Below are 24,299 nucleotides of genomic sequence, written 5' to 3'. Positions count from 1 at the left end.
TATAGAGATTTGGTATAACCGGCAACGCAGGCATTCGGCGCTAGGCTATCTTTCCCCTTTTGACTATTACAGTGGGCAGTGCCAACAAGTTGCTTAAAAGTTTGTCCAGTGTTTTGTTGCAAGTCCACTTCACAGCCGATACGTCTTATAAACGGGGGTGCATGAAGTTCGTTTCTATCAGCTGAACCAGGTTCGGAAGACGCTTTTGATGAACAGTATCTGGCAGATTATTATTTAGTATGAAATATTCCAAGAATCTATCTAACTGCCTTTGTCTCAACAGGCTGATAGTGTTTGTGTTACCGATTTGTCTTATTTGATTGGATCGACAAGCCAACCGGAAATGGCTTGCAGAAGTGGCCGTACCGCTTAATTTTGTCAGAAGAAGCTTGCCCTTTTTTAGTCGATACAGCCAGCCTTGTAACCTGGTTTTCACCACATAAATTAACAACCCCAACATGGTACAACACGATGTGATCGAGCCGATCTTAGAAGAAGACAAAAACCGCTTTGTGCTGTTCCCCATCAAGCACTGGGACATTTGGGAGTATTACAAAACCCACGAAGCGTCGTTCTGGACTGCCGAAGAGATTGACCTCGGTCAGGATATGAAAGATTGGAATAGCCTGAACGATGGTGAGCGGCACTTTATCTCGCACGTGCTGGCGTTCTTTGCCGCTTCGGACGGTATCGTGAACGAAAACCTGGCCGTCAACTTCCTCTCTGAAGTGCAGTATGCCGAAGCCAAATGCTTTTATGGGTTCCAGGTCATGATGGAGAACATTCACTCCGAGACCTATTCGCTGCTGATTGACACCTACATCAAAGATTCGGCCGAGAAAGACCGGCTGCTCAACGCCATCGAAACTATTCCGTGCGTGCAGAAAAAAGCCGAGTGGGCGCTGCGCTGGATCGAGAACGGAAGCTTTGCCGAGCGGCTCATTGCGTTTGCGGCCGTAGAAGGTATTTTCTTCTCGGGTTCGTTCTGCTCCATTTACTGGCTGAAAAAACGCGGTCTGATGCCGGGCCTTACCTTCTCGAACGAGCTAATCTCGCGCGACGAAGGCCTGCACCGCGATTTTGCCTGCATGCTCTACACGGACCATATCAAAAACAAACTACCCGAGTCGCAGCTGTACGATATTATCCGGAATGCGGTTGAGATCGAGCAGGAGTTTGTGACGGATGCGCTGCCCGTGTCGCTGATTGGGATGAACGCCGATCTGATGAAGCAGTACATCGCTTTCGTAGCGGATCACCTGCTGGTGACGCTCGGCCTGCGTAAGATCTATAACGTAACGAACCCCTTCGATTTCATGGATATGATCTCGCTGCAGGGCAAAACAAACTTCTTCGAAAAGCGCGTGGGCGAATACCAGCGGGGCGAAGTAATGGCCAAGTTCAAAGCCATGAAGGCGGCTTCCCAGAACCCGGAAGGCAGCGAGGCCGAAACCGCCAAGGTAACCGAAGAACCCAAAGGATTCGTGCTCGACGCTGATTTCTAATCAGTAATTTTTCAGACAAGAGGCTCAACCTATGCCGTTTCACACGGATACGTTGAGCCTCTTGTCTGCTAATTGTCTGTTTACCAGACGCTGATAATAGATAGACCATCGATAGCTGACATAATCTACGAAGTATCGAACCACGCCAGAGAACAAATGGAAAAACGTGGTATCGATGATCAAACTGTTCTATCTATACTGATTCGTCCAGACTAGATTATCGATGACGAATCGGGTGGGTATGGACAGAAGGTTTATCAGCCAAAAATTGAAAGGAAAAAGGTACGTACTTAGTAGGAGTATTCGTCAATACGGAAAAGCAACCTTGCGTTGTAAAAACTGTTTATAAGACGTCGAAACTACCGAAGTACTATGAAGGTGAAATATGACCGGGAGGTGGATATACTTTACATTCAGCTGACGGATGCCCAGATAGAGGAGAGCGATGCAGACCGGCCGGGTATGATTATTGATTATGATGCTAGTGGTATGATGGTGGGCATTGAGATTCTGAACGCGTCTAAACGGATGGACCGCCCGACAATGGTTGAACTTGAAGTGGCTTAGACCGGTCTTTATGCTCAGTTACAGCGTTCTCTCTGGCTATGGCATTAGCCTTGATCCTGCAGAAAGACACAATCGTAACCATGGATTCCATACATTATCCCAGCATTGGCGTGGGTAAACAGATCTCCGGAACTATGAATCTCCGGAGATTTTTTTTGCCGGTCTGGACGAGTAGGTGACGCCCCGATGATAAATCATTTGGCGCGAACGCAGACCCGATTCATCAGAAATAGCTAAATGGCTACCTGAGTATAGCCAATTCTCTTCTGCAGCAGGATGTAGACCTGGCGTTGATCCATACTTTACTCGCTGAGGTTCTTCCTGCCAGCAATGTTTCCTGCTAACCAGCAGCTGCTGACGAAATTACCGAATCAGCACCCGCTGGATTCGTCGTTGTTCGCCCAGGGTGGTTTCGAGCCAATAGAGACCGGCGGTCAGCGGCTGAGCCGGAATCAGGTCAGCCTCGCCAGCGCTGCGGTGCAAACTGCTGGCTACGGGCTGGCCAGACAGGGTCAGTAGCCGAACGGTAGCCCCATCGGCGTTCCAGAGCCGCAAATGAATCCGGGTCGACTCGGCCGGGTTTGGATAAACAGCTACGGCCGACTCGCCGGTTTTAATCTGAACCGCTACGGGACGGTAGATACTGGTTGTGCCGTTATAATCGACCTGGCGCAGGCGGTAATAGCTTGTGCCGGGGCGGGGGTTGAGGTCGGTAAGGCCGTACTGCTGCCGCTGGTCGGTGGTGCCTTTGGCCGGTACGCTGCCTACGGTTTCAAACTCCTTCAGATCGGTACTGCGTTCAATGTCGAAGCGACTGGCATCGCGTTCCCAGGTGGTTGACCAGGCAATCTGTACCCGATCACCTTCGGGTTTGGCGGTGAACGAGAGCAGCGAAACGGGCAGGGGCGCTGCCGTAACGGTGCCGTTGACGGTCAGGTCGTCGAGCCGGAGGGTACCGCCGGTGCCATTGCAACCGTAGAGCCGGAACGTGACTGCACCAGTCTGGCTGGTGAAACCCGATCCCGAGAGGCTGGCCGACGCCTGCTGGAAGGAGGTCCCTACAGTAAACGTCATCAGATCCGACGCGTAATTGTCGACGCTGGAGCGAAGTCGCAACTCCTGCGGGCCGCTGTTCGATCGGTTGGCAAATACAGTCAGCTGAGTGAGGGTCATACTCTGGCCGTTCTGCGCGCTGACGCTGATCTGAACATACTCAGAAAAGTTACAGGCTGCCGACTGCGACCAGTTGGCTACGTTGACGGCCTGCCCATTCTGGCCGGGAACATAACCGGCTACGTTGTTAGGAGCTACGCCGACAAAACTGGCTCCGCCGGTACTGACGTTGGCATGGCTGGCGCTGCCCGTCGTAGCGCCGTTGAAGGGCCAGGTGGCCGAAAAGCTGACCTGCGCCTGTACAACGGCTGACACAGCCAGCAGGCAAATGGTGTAGAAGTAACGCATGGCGAGTAACGTGATCGCCACGAATGTAGATAAAAAAATAACTAACCCGTGAGTTAGTAGGTAAATGTGCCGACTTCGCTGCGGATCGTTACCTGCTTTCCCGCAAACGACTCGACCCGGCCGATGACCTGCGCCGGAATGCCGAACGACGCCGATACGTCGATCACCCGCTGCGCGTGTTCTTCGGCCAGATAAACTTCGAGCCGGTGGCCCATGTTGAACACTTTGTACATTTCCTGCCAGGCCGTTCCGCTCTCCTGCTGAATAAGCCGGAACAGGGGCGGAATAGGGAAGAGGTTATCCTTGATGATATGCAGGTTATCAACAAAATGAAGCACTTTGGTCTGCGCCCCGCCCGAGCAATGCACCATGCCGTGAATCTGCGGGCGGAGTTCGTCCAGCAGCACGCGGGCAACGGGCGCATAAGTGCGCGTAGGCGACAGAATCAACTGCCCAACGGTTAGTCCGGTCCCTTCAACAACATCAGTGAGTCGTTTGGAGCCGCTGTAGACCAGACTTCGGTCGACGGCCGGGTCGAAGCTCTCCGGATAAGCGTCGGCCAGCGCGTGGGTTAGCACATCGTGACGAGCTGAGGTAAGGCCGTTGCTGCCCATGCCGCCGTTATACTGGTTTTCGTAGGTGGCCTGCCCAAACGAGGCCAGCCCAACCACCACGTCGCCGGGTTGAATGCGGTCATTGCTGATAACCTGATCGCGTCGCATCCGGGCAATGACGGTGCTGTCGACAATAATGGTCCGGACCAGGTCGCCAACGTCGGCCGTTTCGCCCCCGGTGCTGTAAATATCGATGCCGTGTTCGCGCAGCATGGCCAGCACGTCTTCGGTGCCGTTGATAATGTCGGCAATGACCTCGCCCGGAATCAGGTTTTTGTTGCGGCCGATGGTACTCGACAACAGCATCGGACCCGTGGCACCCACGCAGATCAGATCGTCGGTATTCATGACCACGGCATCCTGAGCAATGCCGCGCCATACGCTCCGATCGCCGGTTTCGCGCCAGTAGAGATACGCCAGCGACGATTTGGTACCGGCGCCGTCGGCATGCATGATGGTGCAGAAATCCGGGTCGCCTGCCAGGGTGTCGGGCACAATCTTGCAGAACGCTTTCGGAAACAAACCTTTGTCGAGTTGGGCAATAGCCGCGTGTACGTCTTCTTTGCTGGCGGAAACTCCCCGCTGGGCGTAACGATCAGTCATAATCAGTCATCAGTGAACAGCCACCTCGGGAGGTGGCTGTCGATACAAAACGACCCAAAGGTACAACGGGCCCGTAGGTATTACCAATCAAAAGGTGTCTGACCTGGCCTGTTTAGTTCTCGGCGAGGTATTTATGGACGAAGCTGACCGCCATGGCGCCTTCCCCTACGGCCGAGGCTACGCGGTTCATAGCTCCCGCCCGCACGTCGCCTGCGGCAAAGATGCCGGGGCTGCAGGTTTCGAGCGAGAACGGTTCGCGGGCCTGTCGCCATACTTTTTTGAAGTCGGCGTATTTGGCCAGATCCCGGCCGGTGGCAATGAAGCCTTTGGGGTCTTTGATGATGTCCATCTCGATCCAGTCAGTATAGGGCTTGGTGCCGATAAAGATGAACAGCCCCGCGGCCGGAACGGTCTGGCGCTCGTGGGTATCCATGTTCTCGAGCACAACGCACTCCATCTGGTCTTTGCCCAGAGCTTCGATCACTTCCGTACAGCCCAGCACGGTAATGTTTGGCGTTCGGTCGATCTGCTCAATCAGGTACTGCGACATGGTTTCGGTCAGGTCGGGGCGACGGATGCAGATAAATACCTCCGAGGCCGTTCGGGACAGGTACATAGCGCCCTGCCCGGCCGAGTTGCCGCCCCCTACCACATAAACCGACTTACCTTTAAAGGCATACGCTTCGGTAGTGGCGGCTCCGTAGTAGACACCGGCCCCCGTAAACCGGTCGAGGCTGGGGTTCTCCAGTTTATGGTACGACACTCCCGTGCTGAGCAGGATCGCCCGCGCTACGACCTTGCTGCCGTCGGCCATGTTGATGTCTTTGTACTGCCCCCGCGAGTTAATGGAGACGACCTCCTGGGGGGCCAGAAACTCCACGCCGAAGCGCTGCGCCTGGGTAATGGCCCGGCGGGTCAGGTCGCTGCCGCTCAGGCCGTTGGGGAAGCCGAGGTAATTTTCGATGCGCGAGCTGGTACCCGCCTGTCCACCCGGGCCGCGCTTGTCGATCAGGATGGTCCGTAGCCCTTCAGAACCGCCGTAGACAGCTGCTGCCAGCCCGGCCGGTCCGGCGCCAATAATGGCCAGGTCGTACAGTTCCTGCGATGCTTTGGGAACCAGGCCGAGCTTTTCGCCGACATCGCTGAGGCTGGGCTGGGTCAGTACCGTTCCATCTTCAAACACAACGGCGGGCAGGTCAGAGGGCGTCAGGCCGTGCAGCGTAAGCAGTTCCTGCGCTTTGGGATTATTCTCGATGTCGAGCCACTGGTAGGGGAACAGGTTGCCCGCCAAAAAATCTTTAAGGTCGTGTGAGTGCGGAGAGAACTGGTAGCCAATTAGCGCTAACCCCTCGAAGCCGGACCGGTGGTTCGACTGCCAGTCGCTCAGGAGGTCGTCCAGTACGGGGTAGAGCCGCTCTTCGGGTGGGTCCCAGGGTTTGGCAATGTAATAGTCCAGCTGTACCTCGTTGATGGCTCGCACAGCCGCGTCGATGTCGGAGTAGGCCGTCAGCAGCGCGCGCTTGGCATTCGGGAACACCTGCCGGGCCTGCGTCAGAAACGCTACGCCGGTCATGTCGGGCATGCGTTGGTCAGATAGGAACAGGGCAACTTCTTCCCCTTTTTTCCTGAGTTCAGTCAGCGAGTCGAGGGCTTCCTGCGCCGATTCGGTGCAGAGAATGCGGTATTGTCGCCGGTATTTTTGCCGCAGATCACGCTGGATGGCCTGAAGAACCTGTGGGTCGTCGTCAATCGAGAGAATAATGGGCAGACGCATACGAATGATAGTGATTGAGTGAATGAGCCAATGCGTGATTGAGCATGTTTCATACCTGTTTGCTCAAGTAATCATGTGCTTATTGAATAGGAAGACAGATCGAAAAAACGGTTTCGCCGGGTTGGGAGTGGACGTGGATCGATCCATTATGGTGTCGGATAATGCCCTGCACAATGTCGAGACCGAGGCCAGTACCTTTGCCGATATCTTTGGTCGTAAAAAACGGGTCGAATATTTTATCCTGAATATCGGCCGGAATCCCCGAACCGTTGTCGATGACTTTGGTGAGAACAAACTCGTTGCGATCTACGGCGCTGCGGATGGTCAGCTGACCGCCTGCCGGCAGGGCATCGACGGCATTATCGATGAGGTTGGTCCAGATCTGGTTCAGCTCACCCGGCCAGCCGCAGACGGGCGGGAGGTCGGGCGGGAAGTCGAGCGTTACGCTGATCTGTTTGCTTTTGAGTTTATGGTCGAGCAGAACGAGGGTCGAGCGAACGCCTTCGGGCAGGTCGACCTCGGTTTTACCCGAGCCCCGGTCCATGTGGGTGTAATTCTTGATCGAGCCGACCAGCGTAGAAATGCGCTTGGAGGCTTCGCTGATGTCCCGGACCAGCTTTTCGGTCACAAGGTTATCGACCAGCCAGCTCACAACACCCGCCAGGTTTTTAGCCCCGATGCGTTCCAGTATCCAGTCCAGGTCGTCGGCGGTGAAGCCAAAGTCAACCAGCGGCCCCGCCAGGTCGAGCGTCGAGCTGTCAGTAATGCCGTCAATCCCCTGATCATCGAGCCAGTCGGTCAGTTCATCTTCCAGACTGCTGCGCTGCATCATGGTCAGCACGGGTGGTTTCTGGTCAATTTTTCTGAAGATGAGTTCGTTGACCGAGTCGACCTGGTCGTTGGTCAGGCTCAGGTGCATGATGGCTTTAAAAGCCTCGGGGGTAGCCCGCATGTGTTCTTTCAGCGTATCGGCCGATCGGACAACGGCGGCTACGGGGTTGTTCAGCTCATGGGCCAGACCCGCCGACAGCCGGCCGAGGGAAGCCATTTTTTCGTTCTGCTGCGCCTGCCGCGTAAAGTCCCGAACGCGGGTGGTCATCTGATGAACCAGCGCTTCGGTCAGTTCGTAACAGGCGTGGGCTAGCTCGCGGAAATGGCTGCGGTGGAGTAAGAGAGTGTGCGTTGGTTCGTCGGCCACGACCTGACCCATGGCTTTGACGAGTCTGGAGAACGGCAGTACCCCCAACACCGACTGGGGTTCGTACAGCGCGATGTCATCGCCGTTGGGCCATTCGATCCGGACCCGGCCGGTCATGACCAGCATCAGATGGTCGATTGGATCGCCGGTTTTGTTGATGGGCTCATTGGCCGTAAAGGTGGCTTCTTCGGCCCGGTCAATGACCCATTGCAACTGGTCGGAAGGCACGTGTTCAAAAACCGGAAACGCGCGAAGTGTATCGAATACAGGCATGGGAAAACGAAGGTGTTGACGGGCAGAGACGTAACCACTCGTCTCCTAAATTAGTTACGGGCCGGCTTTGTTCGCAAGGGGTTGTCAACTTATTATCGGGCAGATTAGTTAGAGGGACAGGCCACCTGGCCCCATCACAACACGCTGCCATGCTACTTCGCCTGCGCTTTTCGCTCTTTCTACTTTGCCTGCTGGGTGTTGCTTTCCGGCCCGACAAACCAGCTTATCAGCTCTACGACGCCCGGCTGAAATCGACAACGTACGCCAAACTGCTGCGGCAGGCGGCCGACGCCGATGTGATCCTGTTTGGCGAACTGCATAACAACCCGATCTGTCACTGGCTGGAACTACAGCTGGCCAAAGACCTGGTGGCGCAGAAAAAAGGCGCGCTGGTGCTGGGCGCCGAGATGTTCGAAACTGACAACCAGGCCGCCCTCAGCGATTACGTACAGGGCAAAACCACCGCTAAGGAACTGGCCGGACAGGCGCGGCTCTGGCCCAACTTCGACACGGATTACAAACCCATTGTCGATATAGCCCGTGAGCAGAAGATTCCGTTCGTGGCCACGAACGTACCCCGCCGGTACGCCAGTCTGGTATCGCGGCAGGGCCTGGCTGCCCTCGACACCCTGCCCGCCGACGCTAAACGACAGATGGCCCCGCTGCCGCTGACCGTCGATCTGACCCTGCCCGGCTACCGTGCCATGCTCGACATGATGGGGACCAACGCGGCCCACGGCGCTACCGGCGACCGGGCCGCCAATTTTGCGCGGGCACAGGCCATCAAAGATGCGACAATGGCCCATTTTATCCGGCAGAACCGCCAGCCGGGCCAGACCCTGCTACATATCAACGGCGATTACCACTCCAAAAACTTTGAAGGTATTGTCTGGTACCTTCGGCAGCAGCAGCCTAGCCTGCGCATCCTGACGATCTCGTCGGTTGAGATGCTGGACCCCGACAAGCCGGCGTCGGACAACCGGAACCTGGCCGATTTTGTCATTGCCATTCCGGCCGATATGACCAAGACCTACTAGCCCAAGACCTACTAGCCACAGCAGAACGTTAGCTAATTTTAACAGAGCTGCGCGCTGTGGTTTGTAGTTTATGCGGTACCGGCGCGTTACAAGCCCGGTTTTGGTGAATCAATCAACATCATTCCTACCGGCCCGGGCTTCGGCTTCGGCCCTTTTTAACGATATGATCAGGGACCTCTTACATCTATCCGGGAAAAACGCCCTTGTCACGGGCTCCAGTCAGGGAATTGGTCAGGCCATTGCGCTCGCGCTGGCCGAGTTTGGGGCCAACGTACTCGTTCATAACCGCAAAGGCGACGACGAAGCGCAGCAGGTTGTGGGGCAAATACGGCAGCTGGGGGTTAGGAGCGAAGCCATTGGGGTCGATCTGCTCCGGCCCGATGCGGCCGATCAGCTGTACGACCAGGCCCGTCAGGCGCTTGGCCCGATCGATATTCTGGTGCTGAATGCCTCGATCCAGCTGCCCGACGAGTGGGAAGATACCGACGCCGACGAATTTGACCGGCAGGTGAACGCCAACTGGAAATCGACGCTGCTGATCACCCAGCGGTTCGTGGCCGATATGGCTGATCGCGGCTGGGGTCGTATCCTGACCATCGGTAGCGTACAGGAAGAGAAGCCGCACCCGTCCATGATCGTATACGCGGGTACCAAAGCCGCGGTGGCCAACATGGTTCGGAATCTGGCGCTTCAGCTGGCCAGTCAATCTATTACGGTCAATAATCTGTCGCCGGGGGTGATCGAAACGCCCCGTACCGACGAACCGACGCCGGAGGTACCCGAACACATTGCCCAGCGTATGCAGATTCCGCTGGGCGAGATGGGCCAACCCAACGACATTGCGGGTATGGCACTCCTGCTCTGCTCCGAAGCGGGGCGGTACATAACCGGGCAAACGATCTTTGTTGACGGCGGTATGAGCCTTTAAGGAGACCGGACTAGTGCACGAGCTGACTGGCTAACTACTGTTTTTGCCGCGTAGACTGCCTGGCTGTTAGGCAGATATACTCCGCGACCAGTGCCCAGCTGTGGGCGTCGCACTGCCAGCGCATCTGGGTAATGGGCCGGTTGGCCCACCGGCGTAACCAGGGTTGTTCGTAAGCCGTCAGCATGCCGGCAATGAAAAAATGGAAGCCGCTGATATCGTTGTCAAGGCTGGTTAGATCGACGGGGGGCGCCGGACTGCCGAGCCGGAGCAGGGAGGTACAGAGCACCAGCCGGTCGAGCCGATTGCGGGTTTGTACCAGGAGTTGGCAGGCGTCGGCAACGAGCCGGGGGCGGATGGGCGCCAGCTCGGGCGGAGAGAAAGCGGCCATGAAGCGGGCCAGGTGGTAAATGATGAGTGAGGTGCGGGCGTAATGCGGAGCGCAGCGAAACGGATCGGCTACGTACCGGCCCGACTCTACGATATGCCGCAGGTAGGTCAGTGAGTCGGCGTCGTTCTGGTTGCGGGGCAAGTCGTACTGGTAAATACAGTAAAGCAGGTTACTCAACGCACAGGCATCGAAGTCGATGGGCATGGTCTTGCCGAACCAGGTCGAATACACCCGCAAATCGCGGTAGTCGGGGTAGGTCGTACGAATCTGTTGTCGGGGCAGGCCAGGCCCCCGTCCGCCCGGGTCGGCCAGGTTGGCGTGCTGGCTGAGCTTGTTCTTTAGCCAGTGGGCCTCAGGACCTGTTCGCGGCTCGGTGAGGTAAACCATGGCCGTATCGTCAATATCGTCGGGAATGCGGAAATGGTCGAAGTGGCGGAACAGGTAGCCGTTGGGGAAGTGCTGCGAGGGGCGCGTAGGCCAGAAATTAAAGGTGTCGAGCCCATCTTTGTTGCGGAACCGGGAGTAAGCCGCCCGGGCCCGCGTCAGCATCCGGTCAATCTGTTGCTGCGATTCGGGCGAACAGGCGGGGTATATTTGCTGAAGGGTGAACAGGGTAACGGCCGTAAAAAAAACGTTGGTATCGGCCCGCCTGTACCCCAGGGTCGAATTATGCCGGATGGCCGGAAACAAACCGGTTGCCTCCTGCCGCTGGGCAATATGCAGAATGATACGGTCCAGGTTCGGTTGTTCGTTGTTCACTCGGGTCAGAACATGTTACACAGGCAGGAATGTCTTGCCCTTAGCGAAGATTACTTTTTCTACGGAACGACAAAATTGAATTAAGCCGCCATATTTGCCGCCAGATTACGCAAAGTAATGTCCAATCTAATCTTATTCGACGACGCAGCTATCCGCACCTCGCTGCTGCCGTTTACGTTTACCCGGCCGGTAGCGGGTATCCGGATCGGCATCCGGACGCTGGCCGAAAAATGGGGCGATATACTGGGCCAGACGCCATCGTACCTGACGGAGCCGTATCTGCAGGCCCGGTTTCCGCAACAGGCCGGTTCCGACAATCTGTACGTAAACGGGGCGGTCTGCCCCACAACGGCCCTGGTAGAACGGCTGGATTCGATGCAGATCGGCGACAGTCTGATCGCTCCCAGCGGGTTACTGCTGGCACTGCGTACCGAACATACCGCCACTGATGCGTCGCAGCTGACGGCACTGCCCCAGCATACGCATACCTTCGTGGCGAATCCAGGCGCTGATCCGCTCACCATTGTGCGGCACCTGTGGGACATCTTCGTCAACAACGGCGATCAGATTCGGGCCGACTATGCCCGCATCACCGCCGGTCGGGCGTCGACCCCCCTGACCGATCCGTTTACCCGCTGCTACGCTCCCGAGAATATATTCATCGAGCCCGGTGCTACGGTACGGGCTTCCATCCTGAACGCCGAAGGCGGGCCGATCTACATTGGTCGTGACGCCACCATCAGCGAAGGGTCGGTCGTTATCGGGCCGTTTGCGCTCGGGGAGGACTCGACCGTTAACTGGGGCGCCAAGATGCGTTCCAACACCACCATCGGGCCGGGCTGCAAAGTAGGCGGGGAGGTTGGTAACTCCATTTTTTTCGGTTACAGCAACAAAGCACACGATGGGTTTCTGGGTAATTCGGTGGTGGGCGAGTGGTGCAACCTCGGTGCCAACGTCAATAACTCGAACCTCAAAAACGACTACAGCAACGTTAAGCTTCATTCCTACGCCACGGGCCAGCTCGAAGATACGGGCCGGATTTTCTGTGGTCTGATGATGGGCGATTTTACCAAAGCCGGTATCAGCACCATGTTCAACACCGGTACGGTGGTGGGCGTCAGCGCCAACGTGTATGGCGGAGGCTTTCAGCCGAAACACATCCCGTCGTTTTCGTGGGGCGGGGCCGACACCGGTTTCGCAACCTACCGGATCGAGAAAGCCCTGCAGGTCGCGCGCGAAGCCTTCTCGCGCCGGAATCGGGCCTTCGACGACGTAGACGAAACTATGCTGCGAACCATCTATGCCTTGTCAGACGGTTTGGACCGTTCGTACTGAGCCATGCAATTCTCCGACATCATCGGTCACGACGACACCAAACAGCTGCTGCTGCGGGCGGTGCAAACCAACCACCTGGCCCACGCACTGCTGTTCGATGGGCCCGTGGGGGGCGCCAACCTGGCGCTGGCCCTGGCGCTGGCTCAGTACGTCAACTGCGAAGACAAACAGCCCCAGGATGCCTGCGGCCGGTGCGCATCCTGCGTCAAGATCCAGAAGCTGGTGCATCCCGATCTGCACATGGTGTTTCCGGTGGCCAACCTGGGAAAAGGGAAAACCTCCGAAACGTACCTCGCCGACTGGCGTAAGTTCCTGCTCGACCGGCCCTACCGAACCCTGCCCGACTGGCTCGCTACCATGGGGGGCGATAACAAACAGGGCAATATTTCGGCCGAAGAAGCGCGTACTATTCTCCAGAAACTGTCGCTCAAATCCTACGAAGGGGCGTACAAGATCATGCTGATCTGGCTGCCCGAGCTGATGAACGTCGCTTCGGCCAACGCCCTGCTGAAGGTGCTGGAAGAACCACCCGCCCAGACCCTGTTTCTGCTCGTTACCAACCAGCCCGACAAGCTGCTCATCACGATTCTATCGCGTACGCAGCGGGTAGCCGTGCGGGCGTTTACGGATGAGGAGGTGGCCACCTACCTGCGCCAGCAGCTCAACCTCGACGAAACCACTGCCCGGCGCGTGGCCTACCTGGCCGATGGCAACCTGGCCGAAGGACTGCGGCTGAGCCAGCAGGAAGCCGGCGGGGTTGCTGTTTCAGAGCAGCATGCCTGGTTTGCCGAGTGGATGCGCGACTGTTACAAACAGGATTTAATGAAACTGGTGAAACAGGCCGACCAGTTCGACGGTTTCAGCAGGGAAAAGCAGAAAGGGCTGTTCGACTACAGCATCCGGCTCTACCGGGATTTGTTTCTGTGGCAGCAGGGGGCCGGGGCATTGCTGCGTTTGCCCGACGATGAAATGGCCTTTGTGAAGAACTTTGCCAAAGTACTAACTATCGATCATATCGAACGGATTGTAGCTGACCTCAATGAAGCGGCCTATCACCTGGAGCGGAATGCCCGCGCCAAAATGATTATGCTCGATCTTTCTCTTACCTTCAGTCGGGTCATACGGGCCTGAGGCCGTACCTTTCTGTCTCCGCACCTGTCCCTCCGCGCATGAAACCGAAACAAGTTATCGGTATGACCGACCTGATCGACTTTCCCGATCTGGGCCTGTTCGATGTGCAGGCGAAAGTCGATACCGGCGCGTTTACGTCGTCGCTGCATTGCAAGAATGTGCGGCTGGTACGGGCCGGGGAGCGCACCCGGCTGAGTTTCTGGCTGATCGGCAAAACCGGCGAGCCCGCCCGGCGGTTCTACAGTGATCAGTACAGCCAGCGTATGATCCGGAACTCGTTTGGCGTGGCCGAAAAGCGGTACGTCATTAAAACCTGCGTGGTTCTCTTTGGCCGCCGGATTCGGGCCGAGTTTACCCTGGCCGACCGCGAACGGCTCAAAAATCCCGTTCTGCTCGGCCGGAAACTACTCCGTAACCGCTTTCTGGTAGACGTTTCCCAGAAAAATCTATCGTATCAGGCCAAAGCGCCTTTGGATCAACACACGTCTCACTCCACCACCTATTCACACAATGCCGTCTCTACCGGGACGACTGACCCGAACTAGGTACTCACTTCACACGTACTAATGCGTATTGCCATTTTATCGGCCAATCCGAATCTATATTCGACGCAACGCCTGCTGGCGGCCGCTACCGAGCGCGGTCATGAGGCCTTGCTGGTCAATCATCTGAACTGCCAGGTCGTTATTGAAGGCGGCCGCCCGTCAGTTCTGTACGAGGGGCAGGAACTCGAACAGCTCGATGCAATCGTGCCACGTATCGGGGCGTCCGTTACCGACTACGGCTGTGCTATTGTGCGGCAGTTTGAGATGATGAAGGTCTTCACGACGGCCAAGTCGCAGGCCATCACCCGCTCGCGCAATAAGCTCCGCAGCCTGCAGGTACTCTCCAAGGCCGGGGTTGGTCTGCCCAAGACGGTTTTTGCCAACCATCCCCGCAACGGCGACGTAACGCAGCTCATCAAGCTGGTCGGTGGCCCGCCGGTCGTGATCAAACTCCTCGAAGGCACGCAGGGAATCGGCGTGGTACTGGCCGAAACGGCGAAAGCGGCCAAATCGACCATCGAAGCCTTTTATGGCCTGAAAAAACACGTGCTGGTGCAGGAGTTCGTAGCCGAAGCCAAAGGATCCGACATCCGGGCGTTTGTGGTGGGCGGACGCGTGGTGGGCGCCATGAAACGGCAGGGGGTAGAAGGTGAATTCAGGTCCAACATCCACCGGGGCGGTAACGCCAGCGCGGTAACGCTCACGCCCGACGAAGAGGAGACAGCCATCAATGCCGCCCGGGCGCTGGGGCTGAAAGTGGCGGGGGTCGATATGCTGCCTTCCGAGCGGGGTCCCCTGGTGCTGGAAGTGAACTCATCGCCCGGTCTGGAAGGGATTGAAACCGCTACCGGCGCCGATATAGCCACCGAAATCATCGCCTACATCGAAGACAAAATCCGCGCCGACGAAGGCGATATTGTGGGCGTGTGAGAGTAGTGATGAGCGATGAATGATGAACGATGAGCGATGAATGATAATGGCATCATTCAGGTTGATAAAATACGCATTCGGAATGAGCCATGGCCCGTCAGGGCCTTCACAGCGTAGCGTCGGTAGGGTCGGTAGCCCCGTTGGATTTCGGCAAAAACGATGTGCCGTCAGGTACATAACCCGCATGGCCAGCCGCTGTATTTTACGGCTCGTTCGGCGAAAATCGCCGTCCAAAAACAACGATAAACCCCCTGACGAACCGCAACCTATGCCATACAATCTGTAATTCACATTAATTTAGCTCATCGCTCATCACTCCTAACTCATCACTACATAATGCCTGCGCTTGATCCTGACTTAAAGAAAGCTATTGTTCACATGCCCGGTGTGGAGAAAGACAAGCTGCTACTACGGCTGGTTGCCAAAGATGCGGTGCTGACCGAAAAGCTTCAGTTCGAACTGGTTGAACACAGCGCCACGCTGGACGAACGGCGCGAGCTGATCCGGCAATTCATCGACCGTACGGCTAACCTCAACGCCGACTCGGCGGGCTGGCTGATGATGGACATGCGTACCGTAAGCGGCTACATTTCCCGGCATCTGAAAGTGACGAAAGACAAGTACGGCGAAGTAGAGCTGATGCTGTACATGCTCAATACCTTCTACGACCATAACGCCCACCTGCTGGCCAAATACAATTCGCGAACCGACAAAGCCGCCGACTACATTGCCAAACGAACGGACCAGGTGCTGAAGAAAGTAGCTAAGCTGGACCCCGACTACCATATTGAATTTGCCGACGACATTCATAAGCTCCTGAGCTGGGTTCATTATGCGGCCCCCGCCCACTACGCCCGCCAGCTCGGCCTGCCAAAAGAATGGCTGGTATGAGGGTAGTACGCCAGGGAAGTCTGTTTATCGGGTAAGCCTGTCCAGAAGCGTACGAACACCTGTCCGATTCTGGACAATCAAGTCTAGCCCAACACCACTAAAATGGCCCATTCTGCGCAGAATGGGCCATTTTAGTTTGTGGCAAAGCATTTGTTATACATATACACAACTAATAAACAGGCATGAAAGGAACGTACCTGGGCGAGTTTGAGGAAGTGGTATTGCTGGCCGTGGCCATTCGGTCGGGCGATGCCTACGGAGCCGCCATCGTCAATGAGATCGAGCAGCAGATGGACCGGGCGGTGAGCCTCGGGGCGGTGCATTCGGCCCTGAACCGGCTGCAGGAAAAAGGGCTGGTCGACTCACAAATGGGCGGTATGACTGCCGAGCGGGGTGGTCGCCGGAAGCGGCTCTATACCGTGACGGCCTATGGTCGGCGGGCGCTGGAAGAGATTAGGCAGCTGCGCAATCAGATGTGGGACGCCATTCCCCGAACCGCCTGGTCATGAAAGCGCCCCCAACAGCCGGACCCCGCTGGGCTACGCGCCTGCTGCACTGGCTCTGCCCGCCCCACCGGGCCGAAGAGCTGGAGGGCGACCTGAACGAACTGTTCCAGCAGCGGGTGCAGGCGGTGGGGCTGAGCCGGGCCCGCCGACGATATGTACGCGATGTGCTGAGCCTGCTAAGGCCTTCCCTGTTGAAACGAGACAAGTATCCCAAAACAGCCACAACGACGATGATCCGAAACTATCTCAAAATCGCCTGGCGAAACCTGGCCAAAAACAAAGCCTTCTCTGTCATTAACATCGGCGGCCTATCGGTTGGTATGACCGTGGCTATGCTCATTGGGCTGTGGATGTACGACGAATTGACGTTTAACACCTACTACCAGCACTACGGCCGTATCGCCAAGGTGATGCAAAGCGCAACCGTTAATGGAGATTTTGGAGCCGGGGAGTATATGCCCCTTCCGCTGGCGAAAACGTTGCAGACCGATTTCGCGGATGATTTCGAACGGGTCGTGCTGTCGTCCTGGACCCGCGAACATATTCTGGCGTATGGCGATAAGAAGTTCACCAAAACAGGAAATTACGTAAGCCCCGAAGCGCCCAACCTGCTCAGCCTGACTATGACAAAGGGAACTCGGGCAGGCCTGACCGATCCGGCCTCCATTCTACTGGCAGAATCCGTAGCAACGGCCCTGTTTGGCGATGCTGATCCGCTGGGCAAAGTGGTGAAGATTGACAACAAACTAAACGTGAAGGTAACGGGTGTCTACGAGGACCTTCCGCACAATACCGAGTTCCGGGAGATGAGGTTTATGGCGCCCTGGGATTTATACGTTTCGTCGGAACCCTGGATTCGGGAAAATGCCGGCTGGGATAATAACTCCTGGCAAATACTGGCTCAAATTGCCCCAAAGGCCGATTTTACGAGCATTTCAGCCAAAATAAAAGACCTCAGGCTGAAGAATGTACCGGAAACAGCGCACGTAAAACCGGCCGTTTTTCTACACCCCATGAGCCGCTGGCATTTGTATGACCAGTGGGATAAGTCGGGGGTGGCGGGCGGTCGGATTCAGTATGTCTGGCTATTCGGGCTCATTGGCGTATTTGTGCTCTTACTGGCCTGTATCAACTTCATGAACCTGTCGACCGCCCGCTCCGAAAAGCGAGCGAAAGAAGTAGGCATTCGCAAAGCTGTTGGTTCTGATCGGGCGCAATTGATCAGTCAGTTTTTCAGCGAATCACTGCTGGTTGTTGGGATGGCCTTTATCCTATCCCTGCTGCTGGTGTGGCTAGCGCTGCCTCTCTTCAACGATATAGCCGACAAGAAGTTAGTCATGCCCTGGCAGGAGCCGGTCTTCTGGCTTTCGGGCATTGGGTTTAGTCTGGTTACGGGGCTGATAGCGGGTAGTTATCCGGCACTTTACCTGTCCTCGTTTCGGCCCGTAATGGTGCTGAAGGGCAAGTCGTCAGGCTTTCGGGTGGGGCGTTTCGCTACGCTACCCCGTCAGGTTTTGGTCGTTATTCAGTTTACGGTGTCAGTGACGCTCATCACCGGTACGGTCATTGTTTTTCAGCAAATTCAGCACGCTAAAAACCGGCCGGTTGGGTATGACCGAAGTGGCCTGATTACCGTTGCCATGAATACGCCGGAACTGTTTGGTCATTACAACGCGCTGCGGAGCGAGCTGATCCGAACGGGGGCCGTTGTAGAAATGGCTACCTCATCGTCACCCACCACCCAGCTGGGTTCGCGACAAATCGGCTTCGACTGGGTGGGTAAAGACCCGGCCATGAAAGAGCAGTTAGGCGTAATGGCTGTAACCCATGACTTTGGCAAAACGGTGGGGTGGCAATTTGTGGCAGGACGCGATTTTTCCCGGACCTTTTCGACCGATTCGTCCGGCCTGATATTGAACGAAACGGCTGTCAAGTACATGGGGCTGAACGACCCCGTTGGCAAGATCGTGAAATGGAATGGCAAGCCCTTTCAGGTTGTGGGTGTGATCAGGGATATGGTCATGGACTCGCCGTTTGAGCCGGTCTACCAGACGGCTTTTCTGCTGGATTACAACTGGGCCGGTGTCATCAACATCAAGCTGAATCCGCGGCTTAGTGCCAGCGAATCGCTCGCCAGCGTGGAAGCCGTATTCCGGAGGTTTAACCCCGGCAGTCCGTTCGATTACAAATTTCTGGATCAACAGTACGCGCTGAAATTTGCGGCTGAAGAACGCATCAGCACGCTCGCTTCCATCTTTGCCGGACTGGCTATTTTCATCTCCTGTCTGGGTCTGTTCGGGTTAGCGTCGTTCACGGCCGAGCAGCGAACCAAAGAGATTGGCGTTCGGAAAGTGTTGGGCGCTTCGGTGGTGAATTTATGGAGTCTGCTCTCCAGAGATTTTGTGGTGCTGGTCATCATTGCGTTTGGCCTGGCTACCCCACTGGCGTATTATCTGCTTACCAACTGGCTTCAGACCTATGAATACCGCACCGATATTTCGTGGTGGGTCTTTGTGATGACGGGTTCCGGCGCGATCGGCATTACCCTGCTGACGGTCAGCTTCCAGGCCATCAAAGCGGCTCTAATGGACCCGGTAAAGAGCCTGCGCAGCGAATAGCGACAACCCACTTCCGTCGCTGAGCCAGGCGCCTGCTGCACTGACTCTGTCTGCCCGACCTGCTGAAAAGAATGGAGGGTAGGTACCGTCGTTGCCAAACCTCAACTGGTCCTGTGAGGTTATACAGTACTAACCCACTGGTCTACGAATATGGCTTCTACAGTTCTCATTACCGGCGGTACGGGCACCATTGGCCGTCGGCTCACGCAATTGCTTCAACAACAGGGCTATCAGGTAGCCTACCTGAGCCGAACTAACAAACCGGTTCCGAACGTAACCATATACCAGTGGGATGTTCAGCGCGGGCAGATCGACCCCAGGGCCATCCAGACGGCCGATCATATTATTCATCTGGCCGGGGCCGGGGTGGCCGATGAGCGCTGGACCGACGCCCGGAAGAACGAAATCCTGACCAGCCGTACGCAGTCTACCGAACTGATTGCTAAAGCCCTGTCGGAGAACCCGAACCAGGTCAAATCGTTTGTGGCCTCGTCGGCCATCGGTTTCTACGGGGGCGACACCGGCGATCGGCCGCTGAACGAAACCAGTCCGGCTGGGGCCGACTTTCTGGCGCAGGTGACGCGGGCCTGGGAACGCGCCGAAGACCAGGTGGCTGCCCTCGGCATCCGGACGGTGAAACTCCGGACCGGGGTGGTGCTGACCATGGACGGGGGCGCGCTGCCGAAGCTGGCCCAGCCAATTCGGCTGGGGGCGGGGGCGCCCATCGGATCAGGTCAGCAGTACATTTCCTGGATTCATATCGACGATCTGTGCCGGCTCTACATCCAGGCACTTGCGGACGAGTCGTGGCAGGGTGTTTACAACGCCGTAGCGCCGACGCCCGTCACCAACGAAACCCTCACGCGTGCCATTGCCGAGGTACTGAAGCGACCCATGCTGCTGCCCAATATTCCTAATTTTGTCATGAAGCTGATGTTCGGCGAAATGGCTATCACGGTCATCGGCGGTAACTACGTGCTGAACAAACGCATTGCCGACGAGACCAACTTCCGCTACCAGTACGCCGATCTGACCAATGCGCTGAGCGACCTGCTCAGGTAAAAACAAAGCCCGGCATTGCGGTCCGGGCTTTGGCAGAATGACCATTTTGGGTCAGCAATCGCCGAAGGCTTAACTCCACTCGCGATCCCAGGAATCGCGTTCGTTCCAGACGTCGGTAGGAGCGAACCAGGTGGCTCCTTTGCGGAGATACTTCTTGGCTACCTCCTCGTTCAGGTCGACACCCAGGCCCGGGCGGTCGGGTACTTTCACATAGCCTTTTTCTACGATGGGGCGGATGCCGGTCACGAGATCTTCCCAGCCTGCCACATCAACGCCGTGGTGCTCGAGCGCTACAAAGTTCTCCGTAGCCGCAGCGCAGTGAACATTGGCCATCATACTGATCGGTGATCCGGCAAAGTGCATGGCCATCGGAATCCCTGCATCTTCGGCGTAGTCGCCAATTTTCTTGGTTTCGAGCAGACCACCCGACGACGCCAGGTCGGGGTGGATCATGTCGACGGCCCGGGCGTCGATGAGCTTGATGAACTCTTCTTTCAGGTAGATATCTTCGCCCGTTAGCGTTGGTGTCTCGATGGCGTCGGAGATTTGTTTCCACTGGTCGGTATAGAACCAGGGCACCATGTCTTCGAGCCACGCCAGCCGGAAGGGTTCCATCGCTTTGCCGATCAGGATAGCCGTATTGACGTCGAAGTGACCGAAGTGGTCGGCCGCCAGCGGGGTGTCGTAGCCAACGATTTCGCGGACGCGGCCTACGTGCTCGGCCAGTTTGTCAATCCCTTTTTTGGTAACCTGAATGCGGGTGAAGGGGTGTTTGGTCATGGCGTAGTTCCCCATTTTGCCGCCGGTTGTTGGGTCGTAGGCTCGTTTCACGCTCCACTGGCTGGCGCCCACCAGCATACCCGGCTGATCGGCCAGCATCCCGATACCAAAATCCATTTTCAGGAATGAGTAGCCCGCATCCCGGCGCTTGGCCATGTTGACGGCAAACTCATCGTAGTTTTTTCCTTCGGGAGTGTCGGCATAGAGCCGGACGAAATCGCGGTATTTGCCGCCCAGAAGCTGGTAGGCCGGTACGCCATAGGCTTTACCCGCCAGATCCCAGAGAGCCATCTCAACCCCGCAAACGCCCCCGGCTGCCCGGCCGTGGTTACCGAATGGTTTGATGAGTTTGAAGAGCTGCTCCACGTTACAGGGATTTTTACCCAGAAGTCGGCTCTTGAGCGCCAGGGCGTAATTGGCACTGGCTCCATCCCGTACTTCGCCCCAGCCAACCAGGCCCTGGTTGGTATCGATCCGGATGATGGGGCTCGTAAACGGAACCCCCGCCAGGATAGCTACCCGCAGGTCAGTAATCTTCAGCTCAGACGGTTTCGAGTCGCGCGGCACTTTCTGTGTGATAAACTCCAGCTCCTGATCGGGTTTGCCGTCGAAGAGCATACCGAGTGACAGACCGCCCAGACCCGCATTGCGAATGAACTCACGGCGGTTGGCAGTATCGCCCGAGGAAGGCGCCGGGGCGAGACGTGATAAAAACTTCTTCATGGTAAAGGGTTGTCTTGATATATGGCTATTAATACCTAAAATAGGTCAATGTCAGTATTTTACTTATAGAACCAGCTTTTTGGTAGAAAATCAGAGAAATCCAGTACGATCCTATACCCCTCAAAAAGATGATAAAAAGACTAGTACTTGCCTCGACCATTGTCGTTTCGCTGAGCCTGGGAGCGCAGGCCCAGCGGGTGGGTTCATCGCCCGAGTACATCAAGGCACTGACCGCAAACTGGAAAGGCGACCGCCTGCCCGACGGGCGTCCCAACGTGCCCGACCTGGTGCTGGAACGGCTTCAGAACTGCACACTCGAACAGATCTGGGGGTATCTGGGCAATAAAGGCTATCGGAACCAGGTCGAAAAAAACTGGATTATTCTCAAACCGGGCGAAACGATGACCGGCCGGGTGGTAACGGCGCAGTTTATGCCCACCCGCCCCGACCTCGATAGCCTGGTCCGGGCGCAGGGAAAGGCTGAGGGACGGTCGCAGAAAGGCGGAATCAACATCTGGCCGATCGATATTCTGACCAAAGGCGATATCTATGTGGCTGATGGCTACGGAAAAATAAAAGACGGTACGCTGATCGGGTCGAGCCTGGGAAACGCTATCTACGGCAAAACCGGCAAAGGAGTAATCTTCTACGGATCGGTTCGGGATATGCAGGAGCTGAAAGATACCAAGGGGTTCAACGCCTGGGTAAAAGGCCATGACCCATCGTATATCAAAGACATGACGCCCACCTCCATCAACGCTCCCATCCGAATCGGTGATGTGACGGTACTGCCCGGCGATGTGGTATTTGCCAACGAGTACGGCACCGTGTTTATCCCGGCTCATCTGGTAGAAGGCCTCGTGTCGGCATCGGAAATGACGGCTTTGCGCGATGAGTTTGAGCGGGTGCTGCTGCAGCAGAGCAAATACCCCTCCGGCGAAATCCACGGCGACTGGTCCGACAAAATCAAAGGCGAGTTCCGGCAGTGGGTGGCCAAGTATCCCAAAAAGTTAGCCATCACCCAAAAAGACATCGACGCTTACCTGGCCAAAGAAGGCCATTAATTGATTCGGACGAATGAAACGCATGATTACCTGCCTGACGCTGGTCGGCCTGATTGGTTACGCCAGTCACTCGTTATCCGCACAAACCATCCCGAAAGATGAGCTGGTCTTTCTGACGTCCGAGTGGAAAGGCGACCGTTTCCCCGACGGTCGCCCTAAAATTCCGGACGCGCTGCTGGAGCGGGCCAGACACATCGGCATCGACGACGCCTGGACGGTGTTAAAAAACGAAGGCTATACCAATCAGTTCGAGGGCGGCTGGAAACTGATCAAAGACGATGTACCGGTCATTGGGCGCGCCGTTACGGCCATGTTCATGCCCAGTCGGCCCGATGTAGAGAAGAACATCAAACAGCGGGGCACCACCCAGCAGGGTCGCAAAGGGAATACCAACGCCTGGCCAATCGATGTGCTGACCAAGGGCGATGTATACGTGGCCGACGCCTTCGGGAAAATTGGCGGAGGTACGCTGATGGGCGCTACCCTGGGCAATGCAATCTTCAGCAAAACCGGCAACGGTGTGGTGTTCAACGGAGCCGCCCGCGACCTGCAGGAGTTGCAGCAGATCAAAGGGTTCAACGCCTTCGTGCGCGATTTTCACCCGTCTTTTCTGGAAGAAATGGTGCTTATGGGACTGAACACGCCCATTCGTATGGGGAACGCTATGGTGCTGCCAGGTGATCTGGTGATTGCGCAGCGCGAAGGGGTACTGTTCGTGCCGGCCCACATGGCTGAACAGGTTGTCAGTACGGCCGAGTTTGTGGTTCGTAAAGATCAGTTCGGCTTCGAAATGGTAAAGTCGGGTCGGTACACAACCGGTCAGATCGATAGCCAGTGGAACGACGAGATCAAGACTGCTTTCCTCAAATGGCTCGGCGGCCACCCGGAACTGGGTACCATGACCAAACCCGAACTCGACAAAATGATGAGCAAACGAACCTGGTAAAACGACCATCCGGACAGGAGACGCAACCGCTCCGGCGGCCCGACCCTTGCGTCTCCTGTCCGGATGGTTTATTGCTGATGCATCGGCGCTGTCTCCTCACGGACCACGGTGATGATACAGCGCCGGCCTCACAGAGCACGAAAAAGGGCTTTCATGGCCCTTTTTTCGTATTTTTGTGGTATGACAGACACCCTGAAAGATGCGTTACGAAAGGCCGCTATGTTCTGTGCTTACCAGGAGCGGACGCAGCAGGAAGTGCGTGATCGGCTGAAGGAATGGGGCGTTTGGGGCGATGATGCGGAGGAAGTAATCGCTGAACTGATTCAGCAGAATTACCTTAACGAAGAGCGCTTCGCCAAGAGCTTTGCCGGGGGTAAATTCCGCGTCAAAGGCTGGGGCAAACGCAAAATCAAACAACACCTCCAGCAGCGTGGCATTACCGGCTACAACCTCAACGAAGCCCTCAACGAAATTGAACCCGAGGACTACCGGCAAACGCTGGTCGACCTGCTCGACAGGAAACGGCGGAGCCTGAACGACGCCAATCCGCTCGTTATCAAACAAAAACTCGTTCGGTTTGCCATGAGCCGTGGCTACGAATCAGACCTGATCTTCGCGGTTTTGGGGGCCGAGGATTGACCTGGGCCGGTAGGTTCTGCTG

Annotated in this window: 22 protein-coding genes; 16 read left to right on the top strand and 6 right to left on the bottom strand. The window is 56.4% G+C overall.

Translation table 11 applies throughout. The features are described 5' to 3' along the window. Window positions 1–458 precede the first annotated feature (458 nt). From FBR45_RS23925 to FBR45_RS23915, 3 genes are all read left to right on the top strand, one after another. Entirely contained in the window at window positions 459–1,505 is a 1,047-nt protein-coding gene (locus FBR45_RS23925) for a ribonucleotide-diphosphate reductase subunit beta (RefSeq protein ID WP_138507014.1), read from the top strand. 156 nt (window positions 1,506–1,661) lie between these two features. Next, on the top strand, window positions 1,662–1,721 hold the full coding sequence (locus FBR45_RS26685; RefSeq protein ID WP_246082363.1) for a hypothetical protein: 60 nt from the start codon (window positions 1,662–1,664) through the stop codon (window positions 1,719–1,721). Between the two features lie 156 nt (window positions 1,722–1,877). Beyond that, window positions 1,878–2,072: a DUF2283 domain-containing protein gene (locus tag FBR45_RS23915; protein WP_077924379.1), complete on the top strand. Its 195-nt coding sequence runs from the start codon at window positions 1,878–1,880 to the stop codon at window positions 2,070–2,072. A 363-nt stretch (window positions 2,073–2,435) separates the two neighbouring features. On the opposite strand, the gene FBR45_RS23910 is transcribed toward FBR45_RS23915, so the two are convergent. From FBR45_RS23910 to FBR45_RS23895, 4 genes are all read right to left on the bottom strand, one after another. Next, window positions 2,436–3,554: a T9SS type A sorting domain-containing protein gene (locus FBR45_RS23910; RefSeq protein WP_246082359.1), complete on the bottom strand. Its 1,119-nt coding sequence runs from the start codon at window positions 3,552–3,554 to the stop codon at window positions 2,436–2,438. Window positions 3,555–3,586: 32 nt separating this feature from the next. Beyond that, entirely contained in the window at window positions 3,587–4,750 is a 1,164-nt protein-coding gene (locus FBR45_RS23905) for an AIR synthase related protein (protein WP_171044954.1), read from the bottom strand. 112 nt (window positions 4,751–4,862) lie between these two features. Beyond that, the gene (locus tag FBR45_RS23900; RefSeq protein WP_138507012.1) at window positions 4,863–6,524 is read right to left on the bottom strand and encodes an FAD-dependent oxidoreductase; all 1,662 of its coding nucleotides are present in this window, start codon (window positions 6,522–6,524) and stop codon (window positions 4,863–4,865) included. A 79-nt stretch (window positions 6,525–6,603) separates the two neighbouring features. Continuing rightward, window positions 6,604–7,995 carry a sensor histidine kinase gene (locus FBR45_RS23895; protein ID WP_138507011.1) on the bottom strand — a complete coding sequence of 464 codons (1,392 nt, stop codon included), beginning with the start codon at window positions 7,993–7,995 and terminating at the stop codon, window positions 6,604–6,606. A 161-nt stretch (window positions 7,996–8,156) separates the two neighbouring features. Between FBR45_RS23895 and FBR45_RS23890 the strand changes: the two genes are divergently transcribed. Both FBR45_RS23890 and FBR45_RS23885 read left to right on the top strand, forming a co-directional pair. Further along, entirely contained in the window at window positions 8,157–9,032 is an 876-nt protein-coding gene (locus tag FBR45_RS23890; protein ID WP_138507019.1) for a ChaN family lipoprotein, read from the top strand. 163 nt (window positions 9,033–9,195) lie between these two features. Next, window positions 9,196–9,960, top strand: coding sequence for an SDR family NAD(P)-dependent oxidoreductase (locus FBR45_RS23885; protein ID WP_138507010.1), 765 nt, complete (start codon window positions 9,196–9,198; stop codon window positions 9,958–9,960). A 34-nt stretch (window positions 9,961–9,994) separates the two neighbouring features. On the opposite strand, the gene FBR45_RS23880 is transcribed toward FBR45_RS23885, so the two are convergent. Next, window positions 9,995–11,107: a hypothetical protein gene (locus FBR45_RS23880; RefSeq protein ID WP_138507009.1), complete on the bottom strand. Its 1,113-nt coding sequence runs from the start codon at window positions 11,105–11,107 to the stop codon at window positions 9,995–9,997. A 117-nt stretch (window positions 11,108–11,224) separates the two neighbouring features. Here FBR45_RS23880 and FBR45_RS23875 point away from each other — a divergent pair, with 117 nt between their 5' ends. The 8 genes from FBR45_RS23875 to FBR45_RS23840 all read left to right on the top strand — a co-directional run bounded on the left by FBR45_RS23875 (window position 11,225) and on the right by FBR45_RS23840 (window position 20,125). After that, on the top strand, window positions 11,225–12,442 hold the full coding sequence (locus tag FBR45_RS23875; protein ID WP_138507008.1) for a GlmU family protein: 1,218 nt from the start codon (window positions 11,225–11,227) through the stop codon (window positions 12,440–12,442). 3 nt (window positions 12,443–12,445) lie between these two features. After that, window positions 12,446–13,573 carry a DNA polymerase III subunit delta' gene (gene holB, locus FBR45_RS23870; protein WP_077924368.1) on the top strand — a complete coding sequence of 376 codons (1,128 nt, stop codon included), beginning with the start codon at window positions 12,446–12,448 and terminating at the stop codon, window positions 13,571–13,573. Between the two features lie 38 nt (window positions 13,574–13,611). Continuing rightward, window positions 13,612–14,118, top strand: a complete 507-nt coding sequence (locus FBR45_RS23865; RefSeq protein ID WP_317128637.1) for an ATP-dependent zinc protease family protein — start codon at window positions 13,612–13,614, stop codon at window positions 14,116–14,118. A 21-nt stretch (window positions 14,119–14,139) separates the two neighbouring features. Then, entirely contained in the window at window positions 14,140–15,048 is a 909-nt protein-coding gene (gene rimK, locus FBR45_RS23860; RefSeq protein WP_138507007.1) for a 30S ribosomal protein S6--L-glutamate ligase, read from the top strand. Between the two features lie 336 nt (window positions 15,049–15,384). Next, on the top strand, window positions 15,385–15,939 hold the full coding sequence (locus FBR45_RS23855; protein WP_138507006.1) for a hypothetical protein: 555 nt from the start codon (window positions 15,385–15,387) through the stop codon (window positions 15,937–15,939). A 182-nt stretch (window positions 15,940–16,121) separates the two neighbouring features. Continuing rightward, window positions 16,122–16,448: a PadR family transcriptional regulator gene (locus tag FBR45_RS23850; protein ID WP_138507005.1), complete on the top strand. Its 327-nt coding sequence runs from the start codon at window positions 16,122–16,124 to the stop codon at window positions 16,446–16,448. After that, window positions 16,445–19,063: an ABC transporter permease gene (locus FBR45_RS23845; RefSeq protein ID WP_138507004.1), complete on the top strand. Its 2,619-nt coding sequence runs from the start codon at window positions 16,445–16,447 to the stop codon at window positions 19,061–19,063. The genes FBR45_RS23850 and FBR45_RS23845 overlap by 4 nt, the downstream gene beginning before the upstream one ends. A 150-nt stretch (window positions 19,064–19,213) precedes the next feature. Continuing rightward, entirely contained in the window at window positions 19,214–20,125 is a 912-nt protein-coding gene (locus FBR45_RS23840; RefSeq protein WP_138507003.1) for a TIGR01777 family oxidoreductase, read from the top strand. Window positions 20,126–20,194: 69 nt separating this feature from the next. Here the strand turns inward: FBR45_RS23840 and FBR45_RS23835 are convergent, their stop codons facing one another. Further along, window positions 20,195–21,628 (bottom strand): mandelate racemase/muconate lactonizing enzyme family protein, encoded by a 1,434-nt coding sequence (locus FBR45_RS23835; protein WP_138507002.1) that lies wholly within the window; start codon window positions 21,626–21,628, stop codon window positions 20,195–20,197. A 128-nt stretch (window positions 21,629–21,756) separates the two neighbouring features. Here FBR45_RS23835 and FBR45_RS23830 point away from each other — a divergent pair, with 128 nt between their 5' ends. The 3 genes from FBR45_RS23830 (at window position 21,757) to FBR45_RS23820 (ending at window position 24,277) form a co-directional block, all read left to right on the top strand. Further along, window positions 21,757–22,692 (top strand): RraA family protein, encoded by a 936-nt coding sequence (locus FBR45_RS23830; protein ID WP_138507001.1) that lies wholly within the window; start codon window positions 21,757–21,759, stop codon window positions 22,690–22,692. Between the two features lie 13 nt (window positions 22,693–22,705). Beyond that, window positions 22,706–23,638: an RraA family protein gene (locus FBR45_RS23825; protein ID WP_138507000.1), complete on the top strand. Its 933-nt coding sequence runs from the start codon at window positions 22,706–22,708 to the stop codon at window positions 23,636–23,638. Window positions 23,639–23,818: 180 nt separating this feature from the next. After that, complete coding sequence (locus FBR45_RS23820) at window positions 23,819–24,277, top strand: regulatory protein RecX (RefSeq protein WP_138506999.1); 459 nt, start codon at window positions 23,819–23,821, stop codon at window positions 24,275–24,277. Window positions 24,278–24,299: the final 22 nt, after the last annotated feature.

The sequence above is a fragment of the Spirosoma lacussanchae genome (assembly GCF_005870035.1).
Taxonomy (GTDB): domain Bacteria; phylum Bacteroidota; class Bacteroidia; order Cytophagales; family Spirosomataceae; genus Spirosoma; species Spirosoma lacussanchae.
The sequence above is the reverse complement of the archived record's forward strand: the minus strand, read 5'-3'. Positions and strand labels throughout refer to the sequence as shown.